This window comes from Micromonospora ferruginea (assembly GCF_013694245.2).
Taxonomy (GTDB): domain Bacteria; phylum Actinomycetota; class Actinomycetes; order Mycobacteriales; family Micromonosporaceae; genus Micromonospora; species Micromonospora robiginosa.
Genome location: NZ_CP059322.2, coordinates 380,224 through 406,332, shown reverse-complemented (window position 1 = coordinate 406,332; position 26,109 = coordinate 380,224). Strand labels below are relative to the sequence as shown.

The window sequence follows — 26,109 nt, the reverse complement described above, 5'->3', positions numbered from 1 at the left end:
CCCGCGCTCATACTCCGACTCCCATGTGCTCAGCCAACTCCGCAATCGGCGAAGGCGGCGCACCCCGTGTGCGACGGAGGATCTCGGACATGAGTTCGTGCGCGATCGGCCGGCACCGGATCTCCGACGGCGCGAGCCGGTCGCCCTGCAGGAGCATCTCGCCGGCGTTGCCGACGTCGCCGATCTGAGAGTAGGCCCGGGACAGGTCGAGCAGGTGGTGCGCGCGCCGCTCGGGCAGCAGCGCGTTGAACGCGTGCCCGTTCAGGCGTTGGTGCGTCTCCACGGCCCGGCCGCCGTCGCCCAGCTCGACCGCCGCGGCGGCGCGGTGCAGCTCCAGGTTCGTCGGGCCGAACGACGTCCAGTAGTGGTTGTGGTCGCCGCCGATCAGGGCGGCCGCCTCGGCGGCGCCGCTGATCAGGTCGTTCACGGTCGCCGAGTCGCCGATCCGGGCGGCTGCCATCGCGCCCTGGAGCAGCAGCATGCCGTAGACGGAGAGGCGGCCGGGCTCGGCGGCCTGGTCGCCGCCGGGGGCGAGCCGGTCGGCGATCCGCACGTTGAGTTCGAGCGCGGGGCGGGGGCGGCCCATCGCGACCAGGGCGTTGCAGACCCGGGTGGTGGCGATGCCGGCGAGCAGCGGGTCGTCGGCCCGCTGGGCCACCGCCATCGAGCGGTCGGCGGCCAGCCAGGCCAGATTGCACTCGCCCAGCTTGCGCAGCACCGACGAGGCGATCTGGTAGACCTGCCCGAGCAGGTGCGCGGCCTCACGACCCTGGTCGTCCCCGCCGTACGTGGCGTCCGCCGCCTGGGCGTCGCGCAGCAGCTTGGGCAGCGCGCGGGTGAGCATGCCGTAGCGGCCGTACTGGTAGGTGAGCCAGGCGTGGTTGACCGCCTTGCGCATGTCGTCCAGCGCCGGCGGGTACGGCGCGGCGTCGAAGTAGGCGCTCATCGAGTCGTAGCGCTCCAGGGCGGTGCGGATCTCCTCCACCTCGACCTGGTCGATGCAGTTGAGCGCGTCGGTGCGCCGCTCCGGGTCCTTGCCGTGCAACAGCTGCACGTCGATCTGGAGGATGTCGGCGATCTCGTAGAGCACGGAGAACTTGTCCAGCCGGCGGACGCCGCGCTCCACCTTGTCCACCCAGCTCTTCGACTTGCCGAGCCGGTCGGCGAAGACCTGCTGGGACATCTTGCGGCGACTCCGCCAATAGGCCACCCGCCGGCCTATGGGTAGTTCGTCCACCCCTGCCCCCCCCCGGTCAGCGTCGGCCACCACCCCGCGTCCACCAGGTTTGCCCTGGTCGCACAGGTTGTACGTCAGCCGTCCAGCCAGTTCTCGTAGTTTTCGTGCAAGTTGCACCGGCCGTTCGTCAACTCAACGATCGCGGGTTACGGCAGTGACGGTTCTCGACGTGTGGCGATGGACGGATTCGGTGGGGCGAGAGGGGATGGCACACATGTGGGGGAACGTCCGACCGCGCGTCGCTCACCTGTCACCGCTGGAGCGGGTACGGCTGCGCCGGGTCGCCGTCCGCTACGCGCTGCACGGCTGGCCGGTCACGCCGGGCGCCTGCCTGGCCAACCATCGCTTCGTCTGCGGCCGGGCCGGCTGCCCCACGGTGGGCTGCCACCCGGCGCTGGAGAACTGGGAGCACGCGGCCAGCGCCGACCCGGCCCGGGTGGCCACCTGGTGGCGCAGCCGCCCGCACGGGGTGCTGCTGCCCACCGGGCACGCGTTCGACGTGCTGGAGGTCGCCGCGCACCTCGGCCGGCGGGTGCTGGACGCGGTCGCCACCCACCCGGCCGGCCTCGGCGTACGCGGGCCGGTGCTGGTCACCCCGACCGGCCGCTGGATGTTCCTGGTCCGCCCCGGCGACCCGCTGCGACCCGAACTGGAGCACTGCTTCCACGTGGTGCGGCACGGCCCCGGCTCGTGGATCCCCGCCCCGCCGACCCGGCTCCCCGAGGGGACGGTGCGCTGGGCGGTCGCCCCGGAGCAGGCCCGGTGGCAGGTGCCCGACTCCTACCTGGTGCAGAACGCGCTGATCGCGGCGTTACGCGCGGCCGGGGTCACGCTCACCCCGGACCTGTTCCCCGGCCACCTGCCGCTGCCCCGGCGCGGGCGCTGAGCGACGCCTGCCCGACAGCGACCTCCCCGCCTCCGCGCTCGTTGTGCCTGGCGAGGGCGCATCCGCGCCAGAGCGGGGGTTTGAGGATGTCCCAGGACGACGCGGCCCGCCACACCGGCGGCACCGAACCACCGCGGCACCGCCGCCGCCCGCACCCGTGGGCCTTCACCCGCCCCCGTGGCGCCCGCCCCGGCCCCTACGCCCCCGGGCTCCCGCCCCGCCATCCTCCACCGCCCCTCCGCTGACTGTGACGCCCCCGCCACTCCGTCGATCATGAAGTTGGCGGCACGACACGCCGCACGACGCGCCCGCCAACTTCATGATCGACGGGGTCAGGGGTCGGGGGTCGGGGGTCGGGGGTAGGGGGAGGGGTCGGGAGTGCAGGAGGCGGGCGTTGTCGGTCACCACGGCGTGCTGCCAGGGGGCCGGTAGGCGGTCCAGCCAGGCGATGCCGGGCTCGCCCATGGCGACGGCGGCCGTCGCGTACGCGTCCGCCTCGCCCAGGTCGGGGCCGACCACGGTGACCGAGCGCAGGCCCACCGCCGGGGCGCCCCGGCGCGGGTCGACGACGTGGTGCCCACGCTCGTAGACGCCCGAGGTGGCGACCGCCAGATCCGTGCCGGCCAGCACCAGGCAGGTGGCGGTCGCGTCCCACGGGTGCCGCACCCCGATCCGCCACGGCTCACCGGCCGCGGTACGACCGCGGACCCGCACGTCACCGCCGGCGTTCACGCAGTGGTTCGGGACGCCGGCCGCCACCAACCGGTCCGAGGCGACCTGCGCCGCCCAGCCCTTCACGTAGCCCGACGGGTCCAGCCGGCCGGTCGCGTACGCGTCGAAGAACCCGTCCGTGGCCGTCCACAGGTCGGCGCAGCGCTCCAGCACCGCCCGCAGGTCGCCGGACGCCTCGGCCAGCGGCAACTCGCCCCGGTCCAGCCGGCACACCTCGCTGTCGTCGCGGTAGGTGCTGAACCGCGCGTCCACCTCGCGCATCCACGCGAAGGTGCGCTCGGCGGCCTCGTGCAGCGTGGCGGCGGGCAGGTCGTCGGCCAGGTCGAGGCTGATCGCCGTACCCATGATCTGCTCGACCCGGCGCAGGCCCGGCCGGGCGGCGGCGGCCGAACTCACGCCTTGTCGATCGCGGCCTGCAGCGACTGCTTGTACGCGGTGCTGGTGTAGGTGGCGCCGGAGACGGTGCTCAGGTTGGCGCTCTGCTTGGCCACCACCTCGCCCGAGCTGCCGCTGTAGCGGGCCTGCACGTCGTCGCTGCGCTGCCCGGACTGGCCGCCCAGCGGCATGCCGGTCGCGGTGGCGTCGACGATCCGGGTGCCGCTGAGCGTGATCCGCACCTGGAGCGAGCCGTACTCGTAGCTGACCGACGGGCCGGTGACCGTGCGGGTGGTGGGCTTCGGCGGCGCCTTCGTCGTGGTCCTCGGCGCGGCCGGCGCGGTGGTGCTGGTCCGGGTGCTCCCCCGGCTGGCCGGCTTCCGGTCGGCCGACGGCTTGGCGCTGGGCCTGGCCGACGCGCCGGGCGTCGCCGAGACGCTGGGCGCGGGCGCCGATCCGGTGACGCCCGGCGCCGGCGAGCCCCCGGGGGCGACCGGGGCCTGCGCGGCCGGCACGTCACCGGCGGTGGCCTGACCGGCGCCCGGGCCGCCCTTGAGCACCACCAGGGCGGTGGTGCCGGCGGCCAGTCCGGTGATCGCCAGGAGCGCGCGACGCATGATGGGTGCCTTCCTACAACTCGAACGCGGTGAGGTGGATCTGGCGGCGGGGCACGCCCGCCGCCCGCAACACCTTGACGGACTCGTCGACCAGGCCACCCGGCCCGCACAGGTAGACGTCGCGGCGGGTCAGGTCCGGCACCAGCCGGCGCAGCCCCTCCGGGTTCATCACCTGGCGCGGCCCGGGGTCGTCGCGGCGGCCGATGACGTACCAGACGGAGGTCTGCCGGGCCTGGGCGAGCCAGTCCAGCTCCCGGTGCAGCAGCACGTCGGCGGGCTGCCGCGCGCGGTAGATCAGCGCCGCGCCCGGCGGCAGCTCCTCCAGCATCGCCCGCAGCGGCGCGATGCCGCTGCCCCCGGCGATCAGCAGGGCACGCTCGCGGGTGCGGTGCGCCGCGGTGAACGTGCCGAACGGGCCCTCCGCCCAGGCCCGGGTGCCCGGGGTGAGGTCCCGTAGCTCGGCGGTGTGCTTGCCGACCACCTTCACGGTGAGCCGCAGCCAGCGGCCGTTGGCCGCCGCGGAGACCGAGAACGGGTGCGACTCCCACCAGCAGCCGGGGTTGAGGAAACGCCAGCGGAAGTACTGACCGCCGAGCATGTCGATCTGGTTGAGCCGGTGCCCGGTCAGGTAGATCGAGATGGTGTCCGGGCTCTCCGCCACCACGTCGGCCACCCGCAGCCGGTGCCGCAGGTTGAACGCCAGCGGCGAGATCACCCGGCCCCACAGCAGCGCGGCCACCACCAGCAGGTACGCGGCGATCCAGCCGGTGCGCACCGGCCCGGGCTCGTAGAGCTGGGCGCCGTTGCTGAACTGGTGCGCGTAGCCGAGCAGCAGGGCCAGGTAGCTGGTCAGGTGCAGGACGTACCAGAGTTCGTAGGGCAACCGGCGGCGCACGCCGCGCACCGCGGTGAACCCGACCAGCACCATGACGCCGGCCGCCGCGAACGCGGACACCATGTCCTCGTAGTCGGACAGCAGCGCGCCGACCTCGCCGAACACCGAGTTGCGTTCCTGCCGGGCGTAGCCCACCACCAGCAGCGACATGTGGGTCAGCACCGCCACCAGCAGCGTCGCGCCGAGGTCGCGGTGCAGCCGGGAGATCCGCTCGCCGCCCAGCGAGCGTTCCAGCACGCCGAGCCGGCTCATCGCCAGCACCTGCACCAGCAGCAGGTAGCCGGCGATCAGGCCGGTGATCCGCCCACCGGCGGTGAGCAGGTCGGCGGTGTCGGCCAGCGAGCCCGCCGGGGTGTCCAGCCACCACGGCAGGACGGCGGCGACCAGGCCGAGCCAGAAGGCCGCCGTCAGGGCCCGCCGACCGCCGGGCCCGCGGCGCGGCCGGCCCGGTGGTACGGGAGCAGCCGGACGGCCGCCGTACGGGGCGGAGTGCCCGGTACGACGGCCGGCGGCGTGGGTGTCCTGATACGTCACGCGTACATCTTGATCGGGGTGAACTTCTGCCTCGGGAAGACCTTGTCCACCTGGGCGGCCGTCAGACCGAAGCGGCCCTGGGCCACCGACCCGTAGACGTTGAACATGTTGTTGTACTCCGGCACGTCGCCGCTGTCCAGCTTGCCCAGCCCGTTCCAGGTGCCGAGCAGCGAGCCGGCGAGCTTGCGCCCGGACAGCACGGTGACCACGCCGCCGTGCCCGTGGTCGGTGCCGCCGCTGTTCGAGGCGACCCGCCGCCCGAACTCGCTGGACACCATCACGGTCACGTCCGCGGCCTTGTCGCCCAGGTCGGTGAAGAACGCCGCCAGCGCGTTGGCCAGCTCGTTGAGCCGCCGCCAGAGCTGGCCGCCCTCGCTGGTGCCCTGGTTCTCGTGGGTGTCGTAGCCACCCATGCCGACGGTCGCCACCCGCACGTTCGCCCCGCCCTTGATGAGCTGGGCGAGCTGCTGGAACGAGTATCCGACGCCCTCGTACTTGACGCCGGCCGCGGCCGCGTACGGCTTGGCGGCGAGCTTCTGCGCGGTGGCCAGCGCACCCATGCCCTCGATGACCGCGTCCTCCACCGGGTGGTTGATCCCGGTGAACAGGCCGCGGATCGCCTTCTCGGTGGCCGCGCGGTACTTGTCGTCGCCGTTGAGCCGCAGCTCGCCGACGCTGTTGAGCGCGAGCGCGCCGTTCACGCCGACCAGCGAGCGGGGCAGCGTGCTGCCGATGCCCACGCTGCGGAACGCGGTGCCCTTGCCCAGCGTGTCGACCAGGCTGTCCAGCCAGCCCCGACCTCCGGTCTCACCGGGCAGGCCGCCCAGGTTGCAGGCGTCGGCGGCCTGGAAGTGGCTGCGGGACAGCCGCGGGTCGGACACCGCCGGCACGAAGCCGAGCTGCCCGGCCTTGAGGAACTTCTCCAGCGGCGCGAACGCGCTGGTCAGCCTGAAGCCGCGATCCAGGGCCAGCGAGTCGTTGCCGAGCAGCAGGTCCGGGCGCGCCTTGCTGAGCACCGCGTCGTTGGCCGGCGCGACCAGGCTCAGCCCGTCCAGCCCGCCGTAGAGGAAGACGTGGATCAGGGTGCCGGTCTTGGTCGCGGCGAACGACGCCGACGTGGTGACGAACTGCGCGGTGGCCAGCGCCGTCGCGGTGGCCGCGGCGCCGGCGACGAAGGTACGCCGGGTGACGCCCCGGCCGTCCTGCTGGGCCTCCTCGACCTCCTCCAGCCGGCGGTACCGGTCCGCCTCGGCCGCGTTCTCGGCCGCGACGATGTCCGCCTCCGCGCGCAGCAGCGCCTCGGCCGGGTTGTCGGCCAGCCGCCGCACGTCGGGGCATTCGGGGTGCAGGGGGTACGGGTTCACGGTCATCTCCATCGAATGCCTCACCGGAGGTGGTGCTGGGGGGACGCGAGGATCGTCCGCGCGACCGCGGCGATGGCCCCGTTGAAGGTGGCGTCGACCTTGGCGCCCTCGGACACCCCGGCCACGGCGAGCACGAGCTTCTTCTCCTTGGCGCTGAGCTTCTGGTGCACCAGCTTCACCGCCAGCGCGTCCACGTACGCCCCGGCGGTCGTCGGCGGCTTCGCCACCAGCTTCTCCGGCTTGACGTAGGTGAACTGCTTGCGCCAGCCGCCGAGCAGCTCGCCGGCCTCGTTCCAGCCGTCGACCATGGTGCCGGCCGAGGTCCACGCCAGGTAGACGTCGGCGTAGCCGTCCGGGGTGGGCTTGCCCATCGGGTACTGGCCCAGCTCGCGCATCTTGTCCTGGACCTGCCGCAGGCCCTGGGCGAACGGCGTGCGCCGCTTGTCGCCGTCGAACCCGGCGGTCGCGTCCGGCCCGACACCGAGCGACCGGTACGTGGCCACCAGGTACTCCATCGGGCGGCGCACCTTCTGACCGACCGAGGCCCAGAACTCCGAGGAGCTGAACAGCGTCGCCAGCACCGGGCGGATGTTGCCCTTGTTGGTGGTGTACGCCTTCGCCAGCCGGTCCACGATCGACTTCGGCGGGGTGTCGGAGACGAACCGGGTGGCCAGGTTCTGCGCCACGTACTTCGCGGTGGACGGGTGCAGCGCGATGTAGCGGATGTAGGAGTCGATCACCTTGTCGGCGACCTTGGGGTCGTTCGAGTTGTTGGCGTGGGTGAACCCGAGGATCTTCACCTTGCCGACGTAGTGCCGGTCGCCGAAGAACATGTACTTGCCGTCCGCGACGCCCCGGCCGGTCTGCAGCATGGCGGCCTGCCGCACGTCCTTCTCGGTGTAGCCGCCGTCGACGCCGACCGAGTAGAGCTCCAGGTTCTCCCGGGCCAGGTTCTCGTTGATCGCGTCCTTGCGCGAGTCGACCTGGTTCAGGTAGAGCAGCAGCGCCGGGTGCTTGTTCGCGGCGACCAGCATGTCCGGGTAGCTGCCCAGCGCGTGCTTGCGGACGACGTCCCGGTCGAACGCGTTGCGGTAGGTCTCGCCGCCGTCGAAGTCGGCCGCCACGTGCAGGAAGTCGTTCCAGAAGTCGACCATCACCTCGAAGAGCTGGCGGTCGGACCAGATCTGCCGGGCGATGGTGGCGTCCACCGTCTCCCGGGCCGGGTCGACGCCGCGCTCGTTGAGCTGGTCCCGCTGGTCGCGGAGCTGGGTCGGGCTGAGCTTGAGCGACGGCAGGTCGGCCAGCTTCAGCTCGCCCTTGGTCGGCGCGATCTTCTCCGGCTCGAGCTGCTGGCGCAGCCAGTCGTCGATGCCGAGCCGCTTGATGTCGGCGAGCAGCTTCGGCGTCGGGCCGAACGTGGCGCGGCGGGCCAGGTGGGTGATCGGGTCCTTGGACAGCACCGTCTTCACGGTCACCTCGGTCGCCGCCGCCGCGGCCGCCGGGCTGCCGAAGAGCCGGCCGCCGGCCGGGGCGTTGCGCTTGAGCGCCGCGCCGGCCCGCGAGCCCATGTAGCTCTCGTTCTGCTCGGTGTAGGTCCGCACCGTGCTGGGCTGCTGGCCACTCGGCCGGGCCTGGGTGCCGTCGGTGGTCACCGTGCCGGTGGCGTCACCGGCCTCCGGGCCGTCGGAGAACAGGCCACGAAGCTGCGGGGACAGGGCGAACGCCGCGCCGCCGGCGACCACCGCCGCGCCGCCGAGCGTGGCGAGCGCGCGGCGCCGGCCACGGTTCGGGGCGTCGTCGGAGTCGTCGTCCAGGGTGGGCAGTCCCGGCCCGGCCGGCGGCGGGTACCCGCCAGCGGGCTGGCCGTAGCCGCCCTGCGCGCCGTAACCGCCGCCCGGCTGGGCGTACCCGCCCTGGGCCGCAGGGCCGGCGGGGGCGAAACCGTTCGGGCCGACCCACTGCGGTCCCGGGGCGGGCTGGGACGTCGGCGCGGGGTACCCGCCGGCGTACGGTGCTGCGGCGGCGGAGTCCAGGTCGCGGTACCCGTCCGGGTGGGGGTGCTGGTATCCGTCCCAGCCGCGGTCGTCCCGGGGTCGACGCGGTGGCACGTTCAGGTCGGCCATGTACCTATCCCGTTTTCTTCGAGCGCCGGCACGCCTGCCACCCGGGGGTTGGGTTGCAGGGGCGGCGACGGTTGCCGGAGAGTTGCTACGGGAAAGTAGCCAGCCCTTCCCGGCAGCTCAAGGCGGGCCGGAAGCGCCACCACGGGCACTTAAGACGGTGCTCATGCCCAGCGCCGGGCACCGGTCGCCACGTGCCCGGCCCACCCCCGTCCGGAGCAGGGCCGACCCGGGCGTGGACGGCCCGTACGCGAGGTTTCGGCCCGCCGGGGCGCCCGCGGACCCGTTCACGACAACAGGGAAACTTAAGGTACGGATAAGCCTGAGCTGAGGTGCCCGACCGGTGCGTGCCGGCCTGCCCGACCCCGGCGAAACAAGCAGCAGCAGCGGCGCGTGACCCCCCTGAGATCCGGGTATGCCGCCGAACCGCTGAAGCCGTGAGGGGAAGGCATCGCCATGCTCAGCCAAGAGGATCAGCGCAGGTTCGAACAGATCACCCGCCAGCTACGGGAGAGCGACCCGCGGTTCGTGGCCCGGCTGAACAGCCGGATCAAGGGCCGCCGGGGCCGGTACATGATGCTGATGACCATCGTGCTCTGGGCCTCGCTGCCGGCGATGACCGTGCTGGCCGGGCGGTTGGCCGGGGCGATCTGCGCCATGGTGCTGGTCGCCAACGCCGCCGTGATGTGGCGCTTCCGCCGCCGCCTCCTGTGACCGTAAGGAGGGGCCCCTTCTTAACGCCTCCGGTAGAGGCGGGGCCCCCGCTTAACCGTCCGGTGCGTCGCCGCGGCCAAACGCGCGGTACGCGCGGCGCAGGCGTTCGGCCAGGCCGGGGCCACCGATCTCGGCCCCGGGCGGACCGAGCTGCCGCAGCAGCAGCTCCGGGCCGGTGTCCAGGGTGGGCGGTCGGTCGGGCAGCGCCACCGGCGGGAGCCAGAACCGGTCCAGCTCCTCCTCCGGCGCGGGCGCCGGCAACCCGGTCAGCACGCGCCCGGCACCGACCACCGGCCCGAGCGGCGCGGCGTCCCCATCAGCCTCGGCCGCCGGTAGCGCCCCGCCGCTCGGCACGGCCCGGCTCGCCGCACCACCCGGTCCCAGATCGCCAGGCCCAACACCGCCCGATCCAGCACTGCCCGATCCGGCGCCGCCCGGCCCAGCACCGCCCGATCCAGCACCACCCGATCCGGTACCGCCCGGCCCAGCACCGCCCGATCCAGCACCGCCCGATCCAGCACCGCCCGATCCAGCGCCACCCGGCCCGGCAACGCCCGGCCCAGCGCTGCCCGGTCTGACGGCGGCAGGACCCGCCGCGGTGCCGTCGGAGCGGGCGCCGCGCAGCGTGCGCAACCGGTCGAGCAGGTCGGCCCGGGACCGGCCGCGCCAGTGCAGCAACCGGAACGGGTCGGCGTCGAACGCCTCGGCGAGCAGGTAGAACGTGGCCGCCAGGTGCTTGCAGGGCACCGCGAAGTCGGGACAGCCGCACCGCTGCGCCAACTCGCCGACCTCGGCGGGGAACAGCGGCGCGCCCGCCGCGGCGAACAGCTCCTCCAACTCCGCCGGCAGGTCGCCGGCGAGCAGCCGGGCGCTGAAGAACGCCTGCCCGGCCAGCTCCGCCTCGATCCGCCGCCATACCTCCTCCGGGTACGCGGCCAGCCCGATCCGCACCGGGTACGGATCCGGCCGGGAGCCCTGCACCTCGGCGGTGACCACGCCGGGTGAGACGTCCAGCCGGAGCACCTGGCCCCGGCGCGCGTACGCCCGGCCCCGGGTGAGCCGGGAGCCGAGCGCGAACGACTCCAGCACCTCCAGGAAGCGCCGGGACCACCAGGACCGCCCGATCGCGCCCCTGGTGCTGCGGGCCCGCAACCCACCCTCGACCCGGCGCGGCGGCCCGTAGTCGTCGAAGCTCGGGCTCACTCGACCACCGCCCCGGCCTCCAGCGTGAACAGCTCCCGCAGCGTGTCGGTGGACAGCTCGGTCACCCACTGTTCCCCGCTGCCCACCACCGACCGGGCCAGGCTCCGCTTGTCGGCGATCATCGCGGCCACCTTCTCCTCCACGGTGCCGGCGCAGACGAACTTGCGTACCTGCACCCGCCGGCGCTGGCCGATGCGGAACGCCCGGTCGGTGGCCTGGTCCTCGACGGCCGGGTTCCACCACCGGTCCACGTGCACGACATGGTTGGCCGCGGTCAGGGTGAGTCCGGTGCCGCCGGCCTTGAGCGACAGCACGAACAGCGGCGGGCCGTCGGGGGTCTGGAACCGGGCCACCATGGCGTCCCGGTCGGCCTTGCCGACGCCGCCGTGCAACAGCAGCACCTCCCGACCGGTACGCGCCGACAGGTGCCCGCGCAGCATCCCGCCGAACTCGGCGTACTGGGTGAAGAGCAGCGCCTTCTCCCCCGCCGCGAGCACCTCGTCGACGATCTCGTCGAGGCGTTCCAGCTTGCCCGAGCGGCCGGCCAGGGCGGAGCCGTCGTGCAGCAGTTGGGCGGGGTGGTTGCAGACCTGCTTGAGCCGGGTCATGGTGGCCAGCACCAGCCCTCGGCGTTCGATCCCGTCGCTGGACTCGATCTTCGACATCATGTCGTCGACCACCGCCCGGTAGAGGGCGGCCTGCTCGGCGGTGAGGTTGCAGAGCACCTCCATCTCCAGCTTCTCCGGCAGGTCGGTGATGATCGTCGGGTCGGTCTTGAGCCGGCGCAGCACGAACGGGCCGGTGATCCGGCGCAGCCGCTCGGCCACCTCGGCGTCGCCGTGGCGCTCGATCGGCTCGGCGAACCGCTTGCGGAACACCGCGGCCGGGCCGAGCAGCCCCGGGTTGGCGAACTGCATGATCGACCAGAGGTCGGCGAGGCGGTTCTCCACCGGCGTACCGGTGACCGCGACCCGGTGTCGCGCGGGCAGCGACCGGATCGCCTCGGCCTGCCTGGTCGCGGCGTTCTTGATCGCCTGCGCCTCGTCCACCACCACCCGGTGCCAGTCGACGCCGGCCAGCTCGAACGCGTCGCGGGCGGCCACCGAGTAGGTGGTCACCACCAGGTCCGCCGCCCGCACGGCCGCGGCGAACTCATCCCCCCGGGCGCGCTCGGCGCCGTGATGCACGTGTACGCGCAGGTCCGGCGCGAACGTGCCGGCCTCCCGCTGCCAGTTGCCGACCAGCGACATCGGACAGACCAGCAGCGTGGGGCCGGCGTCCGGCGGGTCACCGGCGAGCAGCGCGAGCAGTTGCACGGTCTTGCCCAGCCCCATGTCGTCGGCGAGGATCCCGCCCAGCCCGAGCGACTGGAGGAACGCCAGCCAGGCCAGCCCCCGCCGCTGGTAGGGCCGCAGCGTCCCGACGAAACCCGGCGGCGGGTCGGCGGGGGTGAGCCGCCGCTCCGCCTCGCCGGTCAGCAGCGCGCCGAGCGCCCCGTCGGCGACCACGTCCAGCACCGGCAGCTCGCCGCCGCGTTCCTCGCCGGAGAGCCCCATCCGCAGCAGGTCGGCCACGGTCAGCTCGCCCGAGGAGCGCAGCAGCCGCAACCCGGCCTCCAGCCGCTGCGGGTCCAGCTCGACCCACCGGCCGCGCAGCCGCACCAGCGGCGACTTCAGGTCGGCCAGCGCGGCCAACTCCTCGGCGGTCAGCGGCTGGTCGCCGAGCGCCACCTCCCAGCGGTAGTCGACGAGCGCGTCCAGCCCCAGCCCACCGGCCGTGGTGGCGACCGCCCCCGGCGCGGTGCGGCTGCGGGCGCGCAGCCTCGCCCCCAGCCGGGACGAGGACCGCCGCCACCAGGACGGCAGCAGCACGCCGAAGCCGGCCGCGTGCAGCACCGGCGCGCCCTCGCGCAGGAACCGGTGCGCGCCGTCGGCGTCCAGCTCCATCCCCTCCGGGGCGGCGGTACGCAGGGCCGCGTCCACCTCCGGCCAGAGCCGGCTGGCCCGGCCCAGCTCCGCCAGCAGCGTCTCCTGCGGGTCCACGCCCCGGGCGGCGAGCGCGGGGGCGGGCCGCTGCCAGATGTGCCCGGCGTCGACCACCAGCCCCGGCTCGTCGGCCGGGTGCAGACCGAACTCCACCCGCCAGGCGCCCCCCTCGACCAGCTCGGCGACCGGGTCGACGGGCGGTTCGACCAGGCGGAACGTGGCCCGTACCGCGCCGCCGGCCGCGTCGCGCTGCCAGGCGTCCAGTTCGGTGCGCAGCGTCGCCAGCGCGGTCGGCTCGGCGGGGAAGGTCCGGTCCGGGCCGGTGAGCGCGGCCAGCCAGCGCGGCACCGGACCGCCGGGACGCATCCCCCGGTGCAGCCGGGTGTCGGCGAGGGCCACCCGGGCGGCGGCGTCGACCAGCGCGTCAAGCGCGTCCGCCACGAGGTCCCCCGGCCCGACGTCCGTCCGGGCGACCACAGGTGCACCCGTGGGAGCCGGCGCCCACTCCCGCGCGGCGCGGGCCGCCGGGGGCAGGGCCGACGCCAGGTCCCGGGCCCAGGCCGCGTCGGTGCCGGTGAGCAACGGTTGCCAGAGCGCCCGCCCGGTCGCCACGTCCGACCCGTCCACCGCCCGCAGCCCTCGCCCGGCGGGAGCGGGGTGATAAGAAGGGGCCCCTCCTATACCGGAGGCGTTAAGCGGGGGCCCCTCCTTAACGCGCAGCGTGGGGAGGAGGCGCCCGCGCGCGACCAGGTCGGCGGCGAAGTCGGCCAGCTCGGCGAGGTGCCGCAGGCTCGCCCCGACCGGGTCCGGCGGGGCGGCACGCAGCAGCGCGTACGCGTCGTCCGGCGGGTACGCCAGGGCCGGGACCCGCCAGCCGGCGCGGGTGACCGGACCGCGGACCGGCTCCTCGACGGTGGCCCGGACCAGCTCCGGCGAGTCCAGCGGCGAACCGGCCCGGGTGGGCAGCCCGAGCAGCACGGAGACCGGCTGGCCCGGGGTCGGGCCGAGCGCGGCGGCCAGCGCGGCGTGGTCGGCGGCGAACGGGTGCGGCCGTTCCCGGGGGGCGCGGCCGGGCCGGCGCGGCGCGCGGGCGGGCAGCGTGCCGTTCTCGGCCCACAGGGCGAGCCCGGCGCCGGGCAGCCACAGCCCGTGGATGACCAGCACGCGCTTCCCCCTCGACGACGTCCGGGGCCAGAATAGGCGGCCGGGTGCGGCTATCGTCGGCGCCATGGTCGACCTGCTCGTGATCGGGGGGTTGGGCGTGGACGTGCGCGCCCGGGTGCCCGCGCTGCCGCTGCCCGCCGCCGACTCGCTGACCGTGCCGCCGGTGGAGCTGCGGATCGGCAACACCGGCGCCGGGGTGGCGCTGGCCGCGCACGCGCTGGGCCTGCGGGTGACGCTCGTCGACGTGCTGGGCGCGGACCCGGCCGGCGACGTGGTGCGCGCGGCGCTGGCGCGGACGTCGGTGCGGACCGTGCTGGTGGACGCGCCCGCCGGCACCCGGCGCTCGGTGAACCTGGTCGACCCGGCCGGCCGCCGGATGTCGCTCTACGACCCCCGACCCTGGTCCGGCCCGCCGCCGTTCGCCGAGGCGGAGCTGGCCGCGCTGGTCGCCGGGGCGGCCCACGTGCACGTGTCGATCATGGATTGGGCCCGGGACGCGCTGCCGGTGCTGCGCGGCGCGGCGTCGCTCTCCACCGACCTGCACGACTGGGACGGCGACAACGACTACCACCGCCCGTTCGCCGAGGCCGCCGACCTGGTCTTCGTCAGCGACGTGAAGCTGGGCGAGCGGGCCGGCACGGAGGCCGCCGCGCTCGCGCCGCGCACGGTGCTGGTCACCGGCGGGGCGGCCGGCGCGACGCTGCACACGCCGGATGCGCCACCCGCGCACGTGCCCGCCGCGACGCCGCCGGCGCCGGTGGTCGACACCAACGGCGCCGGGGACGCGTTCGCCGCCGGCCTGATCGCCGCCCGGCTGCGCGGGGCCGCCCCGCGGGACGCGGCCCGGTACGCCGCCCGGGTGGCCGCCGCCGCGTGCACCCACGACGGGATGGAGTATCCGGACGGGCTGCTGCCCCGGGCCTGAGGCTCAGATCGCGCCGGTCTCACCGTCGGTCAGCTCGCGCAGGATGTCGGCGTGCCCGGCGTGCCGGGCGGTCTCCTCGATCAGGTGCACCAGCACCCAGCGCAGCGACACCTCGCCGAGCTGCGGGTGCGGCACCACGTGACCGAGGTCGACGCGGGCGGCGATCGCCCGGGAGCGGGCGCAGGCCGCCTCGTAGGCCGCGGCGAGCCCCGCGACCGTGTCGTCGGGGCCGACCGTGTGGCTGGCGTCGGCGTCGGCCTGGGAGGTGAGGTAGACATCGCCCGGCTGCGGGTCGAACAGTCGGGCGAACCAGTTGGTCTCGACCACGGTCAGGTGCTTGAGCAGCCCGGCCAGGGTGGTCAGCGAGGGCACCAGCCGCCGGGCGGCGTCGGCGTCGGCGAGGCCGCCCACCTTGCGCAGCACGGTGGCGCGGTGGAAGTCGAGGAACGCGTCAAGGATCGCCCGTTCGTCGCCCGTGCGGGCGAGGACCGGACCGAGTGTCGGATCGATCGTCGGGGTCGCCATTGCCGAACCCTAGTCGCCCGGACGGGCGGCCCGCTGCCCCGCTATCCGCTGCGCGCGCCTGCCGGCCGGGGCAGGATGGGCGCATGGCTTCCACGGTGCAGATCCCCCTGGTGGGCGGCGCGGCCGACGGCGACACCGTCACGGTCGAGCTGGACAGCAACGGCCGCCCGCCGCTGACCCACCACCACCTCGGGCCGGGCGGGCTGGCGGAGGCCCAGATCTACGAGCTGGAGTCGGACGACCGGCCGGACCACGAGTGGATCTACACCTGGCGCGGTCCGGCGGTCTGACCGCGCCGGCTCAGGCCGCCGGGGCCATCGCGCGGGCCCGGATGCTGTCCAGCACGCTGCGGGTCACCTGCGAGGTGCCGCGCGCCTGGTCGCACACCTCGGCCACCCGGCGGGCCGTCTCGTCGGCCCGGGCCGCCCGCTCGTCCCACAGCCGGTCCACCTCGGCCAGCAGCGGGCCCTCCACCTCCCGCTCCATGCCCCGCAGCGCCGGCACGCCGAGCCGCTGGGCCAGGTCGAAGACCTTGCCGGCGTACGGCAGCGGCAGGAACGGCGTGTTCATCATGGCCGCGAAGATCAGGAAGTGCAGTCGCATCCCGACCGCCAGGTCGAAGTGGCGCATCAGGCCGAGGATCTGCGCCGGGCGGTAGTCACCGTGCAGGATCCGGCCCCGGTCCGCGGCGATCATGTGGGACAGCACCCCGTGCGAGTGTCGGATGTCGTCGCGTTCCATCGGCACGAACAGCACGTGCGCGTCGATCCGGTGCACCAGGAAGTCGCCGATCTGGGCGAGCAGCCGGTGGTAGCCGTCGACGTCGAGGCGTTCCGCGGCCCGGCCCGGCTCGCGCACGCTCAGCCCGACCAGCCGGGACCCGGCCGGCACGCCCTCCTCGCGCAGCCACTGCGCGGGGAACTCCTCCGGCTGCAACAGGAACGCCGGGTCGCCGGTCACGGTGATCGGATTGACCAGGCCTGCCTCCTCCAGCACCATCCGGGACTCCTGGTCGCGGACGGTCACCTCGACGGCCTGCGCCAGCGTCTCGCGCACCATGCCGGTGTCCACCCCGTCGGTGAGCGGGCCCACCCCGACCGCGTAGGTCAGCAGCGGCAGGCCCCGCTCCTGGGCGACCCGGACCACCCGCAGGTAGCGCCGGGCCTCCCGGTCGTAGAGGATCCCGCCGCCGCCCAGGATGAGCAGGTCGAGCTGGTTGAGCACCTGGGACGAGTCGACCCGGCTGACGCCCTCCCATGGCACCGCCTCGACCTCGGGGTGGGCCAGCGCGGTGTGCGCGGGGTTGCGGGAGAACACGATGATCCGTGCGTTCGGCTCGTGCTGGCGCAGGTCGGCCAGGAGACCGGTGAGGATCGCCTCGTCGCCGAGGTTGCGACCTCCGTACGACCCGAGCACACCGATGGTCAGTCCGGTGCCTTCCCTCATCCGATGCTCCTTCCCAGGGGCGTCCGGACGTGCTTTCCCGCAGCCCCGGGACACATGCCTGCGGGCGAGGTGACCGAACCGGACAGCCGGTCGAGAAGTTCTCGGCTAGCGTGTGCGGCCGGCGAGCTTGAGGGCGGTGGCATGGCAGGGGCCGGCGGGATACGGCACGGGCGGATCTGGTTGCTGCTGGTGGGCTTCCGGGGCTGGTGGCAGCTCCGCCTGGCGCTCGCCCGGCACCGCTGGACCTGGTACGCCGCCGTCGCCGGCCTTCTGCTGGGTGTGCTGGGCCTGGTCTCGACACCGCTCGGGTCGCTCCCGGCGCTGCTGTCCGGCCTGGCCGGAGTCCTGCTCTCGGTGCTCCTGCTGGCGCCCGAGTGGTGGGCGTTGCGTCGGGGCCGGGTACGGCTGGTGCAGCGGCGGGATGTGCCGACACCCGCCGTGGACGAGCAGGAACATCTGGTACGCCTCCCCACGGATCACCGCGAGGTGGCGTGGTGCCGACCCGACGTCGACGAGGCGCTGCCGCGGGCCGGGGCGACCTACGGCTGGTCGGACGAGCGACACGGGCTGCCCCGGCGGCTGGCCGCCCACGCCGGACCGATCCTCGCCGCTCGCGTACGCCGGCGACGGACGTTCAACGGAGCCCTGGTGCGCCAGGACGTCGACCTGACGCCGAGCGTGCTCCGGCAGGGCGAGATCGGACTCAGCCGCACCGACTACTACACGCTTCTGTGCAGCAACTACCTGTTCGGCTGGCGGGTGCTGGACCGGGCGACCGGCGCGACACACCTGGACGGCAGCAGCCTGCCCTACGGGGAGGACGGGCGGCTGCTGCCGCTGTCGCAGAGCCGGCTCGCGAACGTGATCGGGGTGTCCACGCTGGCGCTGACCACCGATCGGCGGCTCGTCCTGGGGTGGCAGCAGCCGGAGGCCGAGGCGGCGGTCGGTGGGCTGGCCGCGCCGGCCGGCTCGGGATCGGTGGACCTGACCGACGTGCACGACCGGCCGCCGGGTGCCCGGTTCACCGATTTTCTCAGCTCGGCGATGCGCCGGGAGCTGATGGAGGAGAGCCATCTCGCCCCGCACCAGTTGGGCGACACGCTGGTGTCGGGCTACTTCCGGTGGCTCAACCGTGGCGGCAAGCCGGAGTACGTCGGCCTGACCGAACTCACCGTCTCCTCCGACGATCTGGTCGGTGTCGACGTGCGGCTGGTGGAGACGCCGTACGTGCAGGCCCTGACCTACGACTGCCCGCTCGACCTCGACCTGCTCCGACGCGACCCGGATTCGCTCGACTGCCTGCCGGCGGACGTGGCGGCTGCGGCATCCATGCCGCTCTACATGGGTCTGCGAGCCCTGGGCAGGCTGCTCCGCCGGGACGACGACCTCTTCCGCCGGCTGTCCCGGCCCGCCACCGCCGGCTAGTCGCCGGGGGCGGCCGCGCCGACCAGGCGGGCGACGAGGGTGGCGACCACCCGGTCGGGGTCGAACCCGGCGTCGATCGAGGTGGTGAGCAGGTCGAGCAGGAGCCCGTCGACGGCGTAGTGCAGCAGCGCCACCTCGTACGCCCCGCCGGGCAGGGCGGCGGCGACGTGGAAGGCGACGTCGTCGGCGTACCCCCGGCGGAGCACGTCGCCGAGCGCGGCGCGCAGCTCGGGCCGGCGGGCGGCCTCGAGCCGCAGCTCCAGCAGCGCCCGGGTGAGGTCCGGCTCTCGCGTGGTGCGGGCGACGACGTCGCGCAGGTAGTCGGTGACCAGCGCGAGCGACGGTTCCCGGCGGCCGAGGTCGGCCAGCACGGCCGGGTCGGGCGCCATCCGGTCGAAGATCTGCTCGGCGAGGCCGGCGAGCAGCGCGGCGCGCGACGGGAAGTAGTTGGAGGCGGTGCCGGTGGGCACGCCGGCCTCGGCGTCGACGGCACGGTGGGTCAGCCCGCGCGCGCCGGCGGCGGCGAGGACCCGCAGGCCGGCGTCGGCGAGCAGGGTACGGCGTTCGGTGTTCCGGGCCACGCCGCCGAGCCTAGCACCAACCACGACAGGTGTTGTACATTCGTCGAACCACGACAGCCGTCGTGATTACCTCAGACATCGGAGCCGGTTTGCGTAAGCTCGTGTACTTCGTCGCCACCACCCTCGACGGCTTCATCGCCGCCCCCGACGGATCGTTCGACTTCCTTCCGCTGGCGCCGGACGTGGCGCCCTACCTGGCGACCGAGTGGCCGCAGACGCTGCCCACGTTCGCCCACGCCCAGCTCGGCGTCGCCTCCCCGCCCACCGGCCGCTTCGACACCGTGCTGATGGGCCGCGGCACCTACCAGCCGGGCCTGGCGATCGGCGTCACCAGCCCCTACGCCCACCTGCGGCAGTACGTCTTCAGCCGCACCCTGGCCCCGGCCGACCACCCGGACGTGGAGGTGGTGGCCGGCGACCCGGTGGCGTTCGTCCGCGACCTGAAGACGCGACCCGGCGGCGACATCTGGCTCTGCGGCGGCGGCCACCTCGCCGGCCAGCTTTTCGACGAGGTCGACGAGTTGGTGGTCAAGCTCAACCCGGTCGTGGCGGGCAGCGGCATCCCACTCGTCGCGCGGGGCTTCGCACCCCACCGGTTCACGCTCACCGCCACGCGCCCGTTCGACAGCGACGTCGTGGTGCTGCGCTACGCGCGGTAAGGCGGGGCCCCCTGTTAACGCATTCGGTAGAGGAGGGGCCCCCTTTTAACAAGGGGCCCGCGGTAACCCGGTTGCCCAGGCAAGCAACGGCACGGCACCGTGGGGCGGTGAGCCGACTGCACTGGCACGAGCTGCCGCCCCACGTCCGCGCCGCCGTCGAGACGATCCTCGGCGACCGGGTGGTGGCGGCCGATTCACAGCCGGGCGGCTTCTCCCCCGGTACCGCCGACCGGGTCCGCACCGCGCGCGGCGGCCGGGCCTTCGTCAAGTCGGTCAGCCCGACGCAGAACGACCGCAGCCCGGCGATGCACCGGGCCGAGGCCCGGATCGCCGCCGCCCTGCCGGCGGGTACGCCAGCGCCCCGCCTGCTCGGCAGCCACGACGACGGCCACTGGATCACGCTGGTCTACGCCGACGTGGCGGGCCGGCATCCGGTCACCCCGTGGGACGCCGCCGAGCTGGCCGCCGCGCTGTCCACCCTGGAGACCGTGGCCGCGACGCTGACGCCGGCCCCCGCCGTCGCGACCACCACCGCGGCCGACGCGCTCGCCGACGACTTCGGCGGCTGGCGGCGGATCGCCGACGACCCGCCGGCCGATCTGGACCCGTGGGCCCGGGCCCACCTGGACGAGCTGTGCGCCGCCGCCGACCAGGGCCTCGCCGCCCTGGCCGGCGACACGCTCTGCCACCTCGACGTCCGCGCCGACAACCTGCTGCTCGGCCCGGACGGCACGGTCACCGTGGTCGACTGGCCCTGGGCCTGCCGCGGGCCGGCCTGGCTGGACACCCTGCTCACCGTCGTCAACGTGCAGGTGTACGGCGGCCACGACCCGGACCTGCTACTCGCCACCTCGCCGCTCACCGCGCACGTCGACCCGGCCGACCTGACCGGGGCGCTCGCCGGCTACACCGGTTTCTTCCTCGACGGCGCCCGGCAACCGCCGCCGCCCGGCATCCCCACCGTGCGCGCGTTCCAGCGCCTCCAGGCCGACGCGTTGCTGCCCTGGCTGTCCCGCCGCCTGAGCGGCTGACCCGCCCGCCCTGCCGCCCCACCCCACCCCACCCCGCCCTGCCCCGCCCTGCCCCGCCCCGCCCTGCCCCTGCCCCGCCCTGCCACCCCCGTCGATCTTGGAGTTGTGGCGCCTCGAAGGTCGGAATTGACCCTTCTGTCAACGACCACAACTCCAAGATCGACGGGGCAGACGGGGGCGGGGGCGGGCGAGGGCGGGCGGGGCGGGGTCAGGGGAGAGGGGTTGGTGAGGAGGGGGGTGAAGGCCAGGTCGGCGGCGCCGATCAGGGTGGCGTCGTAGCCCAGGGCCGAGACGGCCAGGCGGGCCTTGTCCCGGGAGACGGGCAGCACGTTGGCGGCGATCCGGTTCTCGACGTGCACCGCCGCGGCCGGGAACACCTCACGGAGCGTCCCGCCGAAGATCACCACGCCGGGGTTGAACAGGTTGATCAGGTTCGCCACCCCGATCCCCAGCCAGTCCCCGATCCGCCCGAGCGCCTCGAGGTCCGCCGCGTCACCGTCGCCGGCGGCGGCGACCACGGCGCGTACCGCCTCGCGTCCCCGGTGGTCGGCCGGGCGGCCGGCCTCGTCGAGCAGCGCCCGCTCGCCGACCTCGGCCTCCAGGCAGCCCCGGGAGCCGCAACCGCACGGCCGCCCCCGAACGGGGTTGACCAACATGTGCCCGACCTCGGAGCCGTAGCCGCCGTCCCCGTCGAGCAGGTCCCCGCCGACGATGATCCCGCCACCGACGCCGACGTCGCCGTGCAGGTAGATCAGATTCTGTACGCCGATGCCGGCGCCGCGCTGGTGTTCCGCCATCGCGCCCAGGTGGGCCTCGTTGCCGACCAGGACCGGGAGGCCCAGGTCCAGCCGGCGGGCCAGCTCGGCACCGAACGCCTGGTCCACCCAGCCCATGTCGGGTCCGAACCGGACCATCCCGTCCCCGGGCCGGATCATCCCGCAGTAGGACGCCCCGACCCCCACGCACACCGATCCGGGCGGCGCGCCCCGGTTCAGCTCCCGCCCGAAGCCGGCGAGCACCGAGACCACCGCGTCGAGGTCGGCGCCCGCCCGCGGTCGGTCGGCCGCCAGCCGGGCCGCCACCGCCCCGCCCAGGCCGACGCGGGCGGCCACCAGCCGGTCCACCGCGATGTCGAAGGCGAGCACGTGGACGGCCTCGGACTCCGGCCGCACCACGAAGGACGGCCGCCCGGCACGGCCACCCGACGTGGCGGGCACCTCGCGGACCAGGCCGGCCGCGGCCAGCTCGGCCGTGAGCCCCATGACCGTGCTGCGGTTGACGCCCAGCCAGTCGGCGAGCCCGACGCGGGAGACCGGGCCGCCCAGGTGCACCCGCCGGAGCAGCGCGCCGAGGTTGCGCCGCCGGCTGTCTCCCGGCGCGTGCCGGTCCATGGACAGACCCTTCGGCATCGACCACCCCGTCAGCACGTGGCTTGTCGTTCGAGGATAGACCTCAACCCTCCGGTGGCCGACCGGCGTTCATAGCAGCGAGGGGGTGGGCATGTCGGAGTCGTTCCACGAGTTCGTGGTGCAGCGGTCACCCGCGCTGTCGCGGACCGCGTACCTGTTGACCGGGGACCATCACCTCGCCGAGGACCTGTTGCAGAGCGCGCTGGCCCGGACCTACCGGCACTGGCGGCGGATCCGCGACGGCGACCCGGAGGCGTACGTGCGCCGGGCGATGTACCACCAGCAGGTCTCGTGGTGGCGTCGACGGCGGGTGGCCGAGCGGCTGGACGCCTCGCCGGCCGAGCGGGGCGGCGGCGACCACACCGAGGACACCGCGCTGCGGCTGAGCGTGGTGGCGGCGTTGCGGCTGCTCACCGCCCGGCAGCGGGCGGTGGTGGTGCTGCGCTACTACGAGGATCTGACCGAGGCGCAGGTGGCCGACGTGCTGGGCTGCTCGGTGGGCACCGTGAAGCGGCACGGGCACGACGCCGTGCGCCGGCTCCGGGACCTCGTCCCCGGCCTGTGGGAGCGGACGCCGGAGAGGAGCGAGCGGTGAGCGGACGGCTGCGGGAGGCGTTGCGGGAGGCGGCGGCGGACGTGCCCGCGTACCCGGTGCACGATCGTGCGGTGGCCACCGCGCGGCGCACGCGGGTGCGGACCGCCGCGGTGGTCGCGGTGGTGCTGGCGCTGGTGGCGGCCGCACCGCTGACGGTACGCGGGGGCGGGCGGACCGCGCCGGCGCCGGCGGACCCGGGTGGGGCGGCACTGCCGGACCGGCTCGGGTTGCCGCCGGTCGGCGCGTTGCGGGCCACCGACCGGCCCCCTCTCGGCCCGGCGTCGGTGGTGTTCAGCGGGCAGGCGCGCGGGCTGACCGGGCTGACCGACGAGGACGGCACGGTCGGCATCGTCGCGGCCGACGCGGACCGCTACCGGAACTGGACGGTGGGGGTCGAGGTGCCGGCCGGCGAGGGGGTGCTGCTCTCCCCCGACGGGCGGCGGCTCGCCGTGCCGGACCGGTCCGGCCGGCACCCGGGAGTCAACGTGATCGACCTGGTCACCGGCGCGACCCGGCACCTGCCCAGTCCGCGGTCGGGCAGCTCGATGACCGACCCGGCCGGCTGGGCGCCGGACGGGTCGGCGCTTGTGGTCCGCGACACCACGTCTGTGAACCCGGAGGGCAGCGCCGCGGTGAACACGCTCAGCCTGGTCCGGCTCGACACCGGCCGGGCGGTCCGCCTGCTGGAGACCACGCAGGTGCCGGTCTTCGGCAGCCCGGTGGCGTTCACCGCCGACGGGTCCCGCCTGGCCTACCAGGTCGGCGATAAGGTGCTGGTGTCGAGCGCGGACGGGCGGCAACTGTCCTCGTTCGCGCTGCCGGCCCAGCGCGCGCTGGCCGGCAAGGGCGCCTGGCTGCCGGACGGCTCGCTGGCCCTGGTGGTACGCGATCCGGTGACCGACCGGTGGCGGCTGGGCCGGGTGGACGTCGAGGGGCGGGAGCTGCCCGCCCCGGCGCTGCCGACCGTCTCCGGCGTGACCGCGATCCGGCTGCTCGGCTGGCAGGCGGACGGCAGCGCGTGGGTGGTCGCGTACCGGCCGGAGCCGAACGCGCCGGCGTTCTCCACCGGCGGGCCGCTGGAGATGGGTGAGCGGACCTGGTACCAGGTCGTGCGGTCGATCCGCGTGCTGGGTCTGACGCCGGGCGCCTCCGCGCCGGCCACGCTGCTCACCGCGCCGGACCAGGTGCTCGCCGTCGACGTGGCGGACGCGGTGGTGCGGTCCGGCCGGGTCCGGGAGGCGGATCCGCCGTCCGGGCTGGGTGGCCGGGTGTGGTGGAGCGTGGGACTCGTGGTGCTGGTGCTCGGCGGGGTGGTCGTCTACCGCTTCGTCCGACGTCGCCGTTCCCGCGGGTGACGAGCAGGCAGGGTTCCGTGCCGGGTGATCCGGCCCAGGGCGGCGGCGGTCAGAACGTCCGCAGCCACTGCCGGAGGTGGTCGACGAGGTTGCGCGGCTCGAGTGGAGGAAGCGCCCGGCGCAGTTCCTCGTCGGTGGCCGGGCGGGCGTCCAGAGCGGCCTGCCGCAGCAGCGCCCGGTCGACCCGCAGTCCGCCCATGACCCGCACGTTCATGTCGTCGTGCCGGGCCACGTATCCGTGCGTGTCCGCACCGCGGACGAACGTGAGGCCGGCGTCCGGCCGGCACTCGGTGGCGCCGAGGCAGACGTCGTCGCCGGACGCGTACGTGACGTAGAGCGTGACGGACACGCTCTGTCCTCCGCTGCCGAGGTGGTCGGCCGGTGCGTAGATCATGCTCGGGGGGATCCCGCCCACCTGCCCGACGTAGCCGGGGACCGTCGCCACGTAGTAGTCGCCGGTCTGCTCCTGGTGCCCACCCAACTCCTTCATGGTGGCCAGGTGCAGCGTCCGCGCCGCAGCCCGCAGCACGTCGTGGCCGACCGCCGGGGTGCCGACGACTGTGACGTACCGGCGGCCGACCGGAACCTGGTAGCCGTGTTCGATCTCGTTGTGCCGGTAGACCAGACCACCCGCCTCGACCGTGCAGGAGCCCCAGGTCAGGCGGGAGTCCTGGGCGTTCGGCTGCCCGCACATCCGTTCCCCGGGCAGCACCCGGTCGTACGCCGTGATCGTGACGTACCGGTCGGGTGGGACCGCGGCCGGGTCGGTCGGGGTGAAGCCTCCCCCACCCCGGCCGTCGCCGTAGCCACGACCATCGGTGGGCCGGTAGCCGGGAACGGCGACCGAGTAGGCCGTCTCACGGCGCATGTCGGCGGCGGCCAGTCGCGCGTCGAGTTCGTCCGGCGACTCGTGGCGCAGCACCGCCACCCCGACGCCGGCGAGCACCACGCTCAGCCCGAGCGCGGTCGCGCGGAACCATCGGTGGGTCAGGAGCAGCCCGGCCACCAGCGCGTAGGGAACGCCGCCGAGCAGGGCCGTCACGGCCGGGGTACGGCTCACCGCGATCCCGGCCGCCTCGACGGCGGCCCAGCTCAGAGCGCCACCGACGCTGCCTCCGCAGAGGACGGTGAGCGCCCACAGCAGTCGGCGTCCACCGGTCGCGCCGAGGATCGTGACCTCACGGGTGATCGCGACCACGAAGGTCAGGTACGCCAGGAGCGCCGCCAGGCCCACGACCGCGACCGCGACGGCCGGGCCGAAGCCGCCGAAGAACATCATCACGAGCAGGGACTCCCCGATCGCCGGCAGAACGAGCGCTCCCAGAGCCCAGGCCGCCACGAGTTGGCACGCGACGGCGGCCGGCTTCGACGTGATCACCCGTCCAGCCTGCCCGCCCGGGCGCCGCCGGTCAGCCCGCCGGATACCCGGTCCCGTCTGAGTACCGGTACTCACTCCTCCCGCGGAGGCGCTCAACCGGGGGCGCGCGCGACGTGCGTGAGGAACGGCAGCACCGCCGCCGGCAGGGCCGGGGACGCGACCACGTCGGCGTGGGTCAGGCCGGGCAGCACGGCCAACCGGGACGCCGGACGGTCGGCGCCGTCGGCGTCCCCGCGTCCGCCCCCGAGCAACCCGAAGAAGTCGGCCATGTGGCGCACCGGGATCGCGTCCGCGTCGGCGTAGACCAGCAGCACCGGCATCGGCAGCGCGGCCACCTCGCCCGACCAGTCGTAGTCGCGGCGCAGCAACTCACCACTGCGGGCCCAGAGCAGCGGCCAGTCCTGCGGCCGGGGCGCCACCCGCGCGTACCGCTCGTGGGCCGGGGTGCCGCGCATCCGCTCGGCGGCCCGTTCGTCGTGGGCGGACATCGCGGCCAGCGCGTCGGGGTGCCATCCCCCACGCCGGCACGGGGTGGAGACCAGGACCAGGCGGCGGACCAGCGTCGGATGCTGGATCGCGGTACGCAGGGCCACGCCGCCGCCGAGCGAGTAGCCGAGCAGGTCGACCTCCGGCAGGTCGAGGTGGCGCAGCAACGCGGCCACGTCGTCGGCCATCGACTCGAAGCGCAGCGGCCGGTCGGCGTCGGCGGTGCGGCCGTGGCCGGGCAGGTCGACGGCGATCAGCCGCCGACGGGCGACGAACGCCCGCCGGGTCGGAGCGAACGCCTCCGTCGAGCCGTAGGAGCCGTGCAGCAGGACCAGCGGCCTGCCGGCTCCGCTCTGCTCGTACCAGATCCGTAGTCCGTTGACGTCCGCGTGACTCATCCGCTGATCGTCCCGCCCGTGCCCACGCTTCAGGTCCGTTTGTCCAGGAAGTCGACGGCGACGATCCTCG

The 26,109-nt window shown here is 74.6% G+C and carries 20 protein-coding genes and 4 pseudogenes; 9 read left to right on the top strand and 15 right to left on the bottom strand.

The features are described from left to right. Positions 1–7: 7 nt before the first annotated feature. The gene (locus tag H1D33_RS02025; protein ID WP_181569681.1) at positions 8–1,237 is read right to left on the bottom strand and encodes a helix-turn-helix domain-containing protein; all 1,230 of its coding nucleotides are present in this window, start codon (positions 1,235–1,237) and stop codon (positions 8–10) included. Between the two features lie 214 nt (positions 1,238–1,451). Between H1D33_RS02025 and H1D33_RS02020 the strand changes: the two genes are divergently transcribed. Continuing rightward, positions 1,452–2,123, top strand: coding sequence for a bifunctional DNA primase/polymerase (locus H1D33_RS02020; protein WP_181569682.1), 672 nt, complete (start codon positions 1,452–1,454; stop codon positions 2,121–2,123). A gap of 354 nt (positions 2,124–2,477) precedes the next feature. Here the strand turns inward: H1D33_RS02020 and H1D33_RS02015 are convergent. The 5 genes and pseudogenes from H1D33_RS02015 to H1D33_RS01995 form a co-directional block, all read right to left on the bottom strand. Further along, positions 2,478–3,200: pseudogene (locus H1D33_RS02015) on the bottom strand (FAD:protein FMN transferase); the annotation flags it as partial. Positions 3,201–3,247: 47 nt separating this feature from the next. After that, on the bottom strand, positions 3,248–3,847 hold the full coding sequence (locus tag H1D33_RS02010) for an FMN-binding protein (protein ID WP_181569683.1): 600 nt from the start codon (positions 3,845–3,847) through the stop codon (positions 3,248–3,250). Positions 3,848–3,860: 13 nt separating this feature from the next. Further along, positions 3,861–5,276, bottom strand: a complete 1,416-nt coding sequence (locus tag H1D33_RS02005) for a ferredoxin reductase family protein (protein ID WP_181569684.1) — start codon at positions 5,274–5,276, stop codon at positions 3,861–3,863. Continuing rightward, positions 5,273–6,646, bottom strand: coding sequence for a DUF1501 domain-containing protein (locus H1D33_RS02000; protein ID WP_246412287.1), 1,374 nt, complete (start codon positions 6,644–6,646; stop codon positions 5,273–5,275). The genes H1D33_RS02005 and H1D33_RS02000 overlap by 4 nt, the downstream gene beginning before the upstream one ends. A 14-nt stretch (positions 6,647–6,660) precedes the next feature. Beyond that, positions 6,661–8,763 carry a DUF1800 domain-containing protein gene (locus H1D33_RS01995; RefSeq protein WP_181569686.1) on the bottom strand — a complete coding sequence of 701 codons (2,103 nt, stop codon included), beginning with the start codon at positions 8,761–8,763 and terminating at the stop codon, positions 6,661–6,663. A 453-nt stretch (positions 8,764–9,216) separates the two neighbouring features. On the opposite strand from H1D33_RS01995, the gene H1D33_RS01990 reads away from it, so the two are divergent. After that, the gene (locus tag H1D33_RS01990; protein ID WP_181569687.1) at positions 9,217–9,474 is read left to right on the top strand and encodes a DUF3040 domain-containing protein; all 258 of its coding nucleotides are present in this window, start codon (positions 9,217–9,219) and stop codon (positions 9,472–9,474) included. 51 nt (positions 9,475–9,525) lie between these two features. Here the strand turns inward: H1D33_RS01990 and H1D33_RS30395 are convergent. The 3 genes and pseudogenes from H1D33_RS30395 to H1D33_RS01980 all read right to left on the bottom strand — a co-directional run. After that, a pseudogene (locus H1D33_RS30395) lies at positions 9,526–9,834 on the bottom strand (SWIM zinc finger family protein); the annotation flags it as partial. A gap of 231 nt (positions 9,835–10,065) precedes the next feature. Continuing rightward, positions 10,066–10,677, bottom strand: a pseudogene (locus H1D33_RS30390) (SWIM zinc finger family protein); the annotation flags it as partial. Beyond that, complete coding sequence (locus H1D33_RS01980) at positions 10,674–13,826, bottom strand: DEAD/DEAH box helicase (RefSeq protein WP_181569689.1); 3,153 nt, start codon at positions 13,824–13,826, stop codon at positions 10,674–10,676. The pseudogene H1D33_RS30390 and the gene H1D33_RS01980, both read right to left, overlap by 4 nt. Positions 13,827–13,890: 64 nt before the next feature. On the opposite strand from H1D33_RS01980, the gene H1D33_RS01975 reads away from it, so the two are divergent. Then, complete coding sequence (locus tag H1D33_RS01975) at positions 13,891–14,751, top strand: carbohydrate kinase family protein (RefSeq protein WP_181569690.1); 861 nt, start codon at positions 13,891–13,893, stop codon at positions 14,749–14,751. A gap of 3 nt (positions 14,752–14,754) precedes the next feature. Here the strand turns inward: H1D33_RS01975 and H1D33_RS01970 are convergent, their stop codons facing one another. Continuing rightward, complete coding sequence (locus tag H1D33_RS01970; protein WP_181569691.1) at positions 14,755–15,276, bottom strand: DinB family protein; 522 nt, start codon at positions 15,274–15,276, stop codon at positions 14,755–14,757. 83 nt (positions 15,277–15,359) lie between these two features. On the opposite strand from H1D33_RS01970, the gene H1D33_RS01965 reads away from it, so the two are divergent. Further along, the gene (locus tag H1D33_RS01965) at positions 15,360–15,566 is read left to right on the top strand and encodes a hypothetical protein (protein ID WP_181569692.1); all 207 of its coding nucleotides are present in this window, start codon (positions 15,360–15,362) and stop codon (positions 15,564–15,566) included. A 10-nt stretch (positions 15,567–15,576) separates the two neighbouring features. Here H1D33_RS01965 and H1D33_RS01960 read toward each other — a convergent pair whose 3' ends face one another. Further along, complete coding sequence (locus H1D33_RS01960; RefSeq protein ID WP_181569693.1) at positions 15,577–16,722, bottom strand: polysaccharide pyruvyl transferase family protein; 1,146 nt, start codon at positions 16,720–16,722, stop codon at positions 15,577–15,579. Positions 16,723–16,863: 141 nt separating this feature from the next. Here H1D33_RS01960 and H1D33_RS01955 point away from each other — a divergent pair, with 141 nt between their 5' ends. Beyond that, positions 16,864–18,147, top strand: coding sequence for a hypothetical protein (locus H1D33_RS01955; protein WP_181569694.1), 1,284 nt, complete (start codon positions 16,864–16,866; stop codon positions 18,145–18,147). On the opposite strand, the gene H1D33_RS01950 is transcribed toward H1D33_RS01955, so the two are convergent. Then, on the bottom strand, positions 18,144–18,728 hold the full coding sequence (locus tag H1D33_RS01950; protein WP_181569695.1) for a TetR/AcrR family transcriptional regulator: 585 nt from the start codon (positions 18,726–18,728) through the stop codon (positions 18,144–18,146). The two genes, H1D33_RS01955 and H1D33_RS01950, sit on opposite strands and share 4 nt — an antisense overlap. An 89-nt stretch (positions 18,729–18,817) precedes the next feature. Between H1D33_RS01950 and H1D33_RS01945 the strand changes: the two genes are divergently transcribed. Both H1D33_RS01945 and H1D33_RS01940 read left to right on the top strand, forming a co-directional pair. Next, positions 18,818–19,387 (top strand): dihydrofolate reductase family protein, encoded by a 570-nt coding sequence (locus H1D33_RS01945; RefSeq protein ID WP_414685476.1) that lies wholly within the window; start codon positions 18,818–18,820, stop codon positions 19,385–19,387. A gap of 107 nt (positions 19,388–19,494) precedes the next feature. Further along, positions 19,495–20,418 carry a phosphotransferase gene (locus tag H1D33_RS01940; RefSeq protein WP_181569697.1) on the top strand — a complete coding sequence of 308 codons (924 nt, stop codon included), beginning with the start codon at positions 19,495–19,497 and terminating at the stop codon, positions 20,416–20,418. Between the two features lie 218 nt (positions 20,419–20,636). Here the strand turns inward: H1D33_RS01940 and H1D33_RS01935 are convergent. Next, positions 20,637–21,827, bottom strand: a pseudogene (locus tag H1D33_RS01935) (ROK family protein); the annotation flags it as partial. 91 nt (positions 21,828–21,918) lie between these two features. Here H1D33_RS01935 and H1D33_RS01930 point away from each other — a divergent pair. Continuing rightward, positions 21,919–22,422 (top strand): SigE family RNA polymerase sigma factor, encoded by a 504-nt coding sequence (locus tag H1D33_RS01930; protein WP_181569698.1) that lies wholly within the window; start codon positions 21,919–21,921, stop codon positions 22,420–22,422. Then, positions 22,419–23,777, top strand: coding sequence for a hypothetical protein (locus tag H1D33_RS01925; protein ID WP_181569699.1), 1,359 nt, complete (start codon positions 22,419–22,421; stop codon positions 23,775–23,777). The genes H1D33_RS01930 and H1D33_RS01925 overlap by 4 nt, the downstream gene beginning before the upstream one ends. Before the next feature lie 49 nt (positions 23,778–23,826). On the opposite strand, the gene H1D33_RS01920 is transcribed toward H1D33_RS01925, so the two are convergent. After that, positions 23,827–25,155 (bottom strand): hypothetical protein, encoded by a 1,329-nt coding sequence (locus H1D33_RS01920; RefSeq protein ID WP_181569700.1) that lies wholly within the window; start codon positions 25,153–25,155, stop codon positions 23,827–23,829. Positions 25,156–25,247: 92 nt separating this feature from the next. After that, entirely contained in the window at positions 25,248–26,039 is a 792-nt protein-coding gene (locus H1D33_RS01915) for an alpha/beta fold hydrolase (protein ID WP_181569701.1), read from the bottom strand. Positions 26,040–26,109 lie beyond the last annotated feature (70 nt).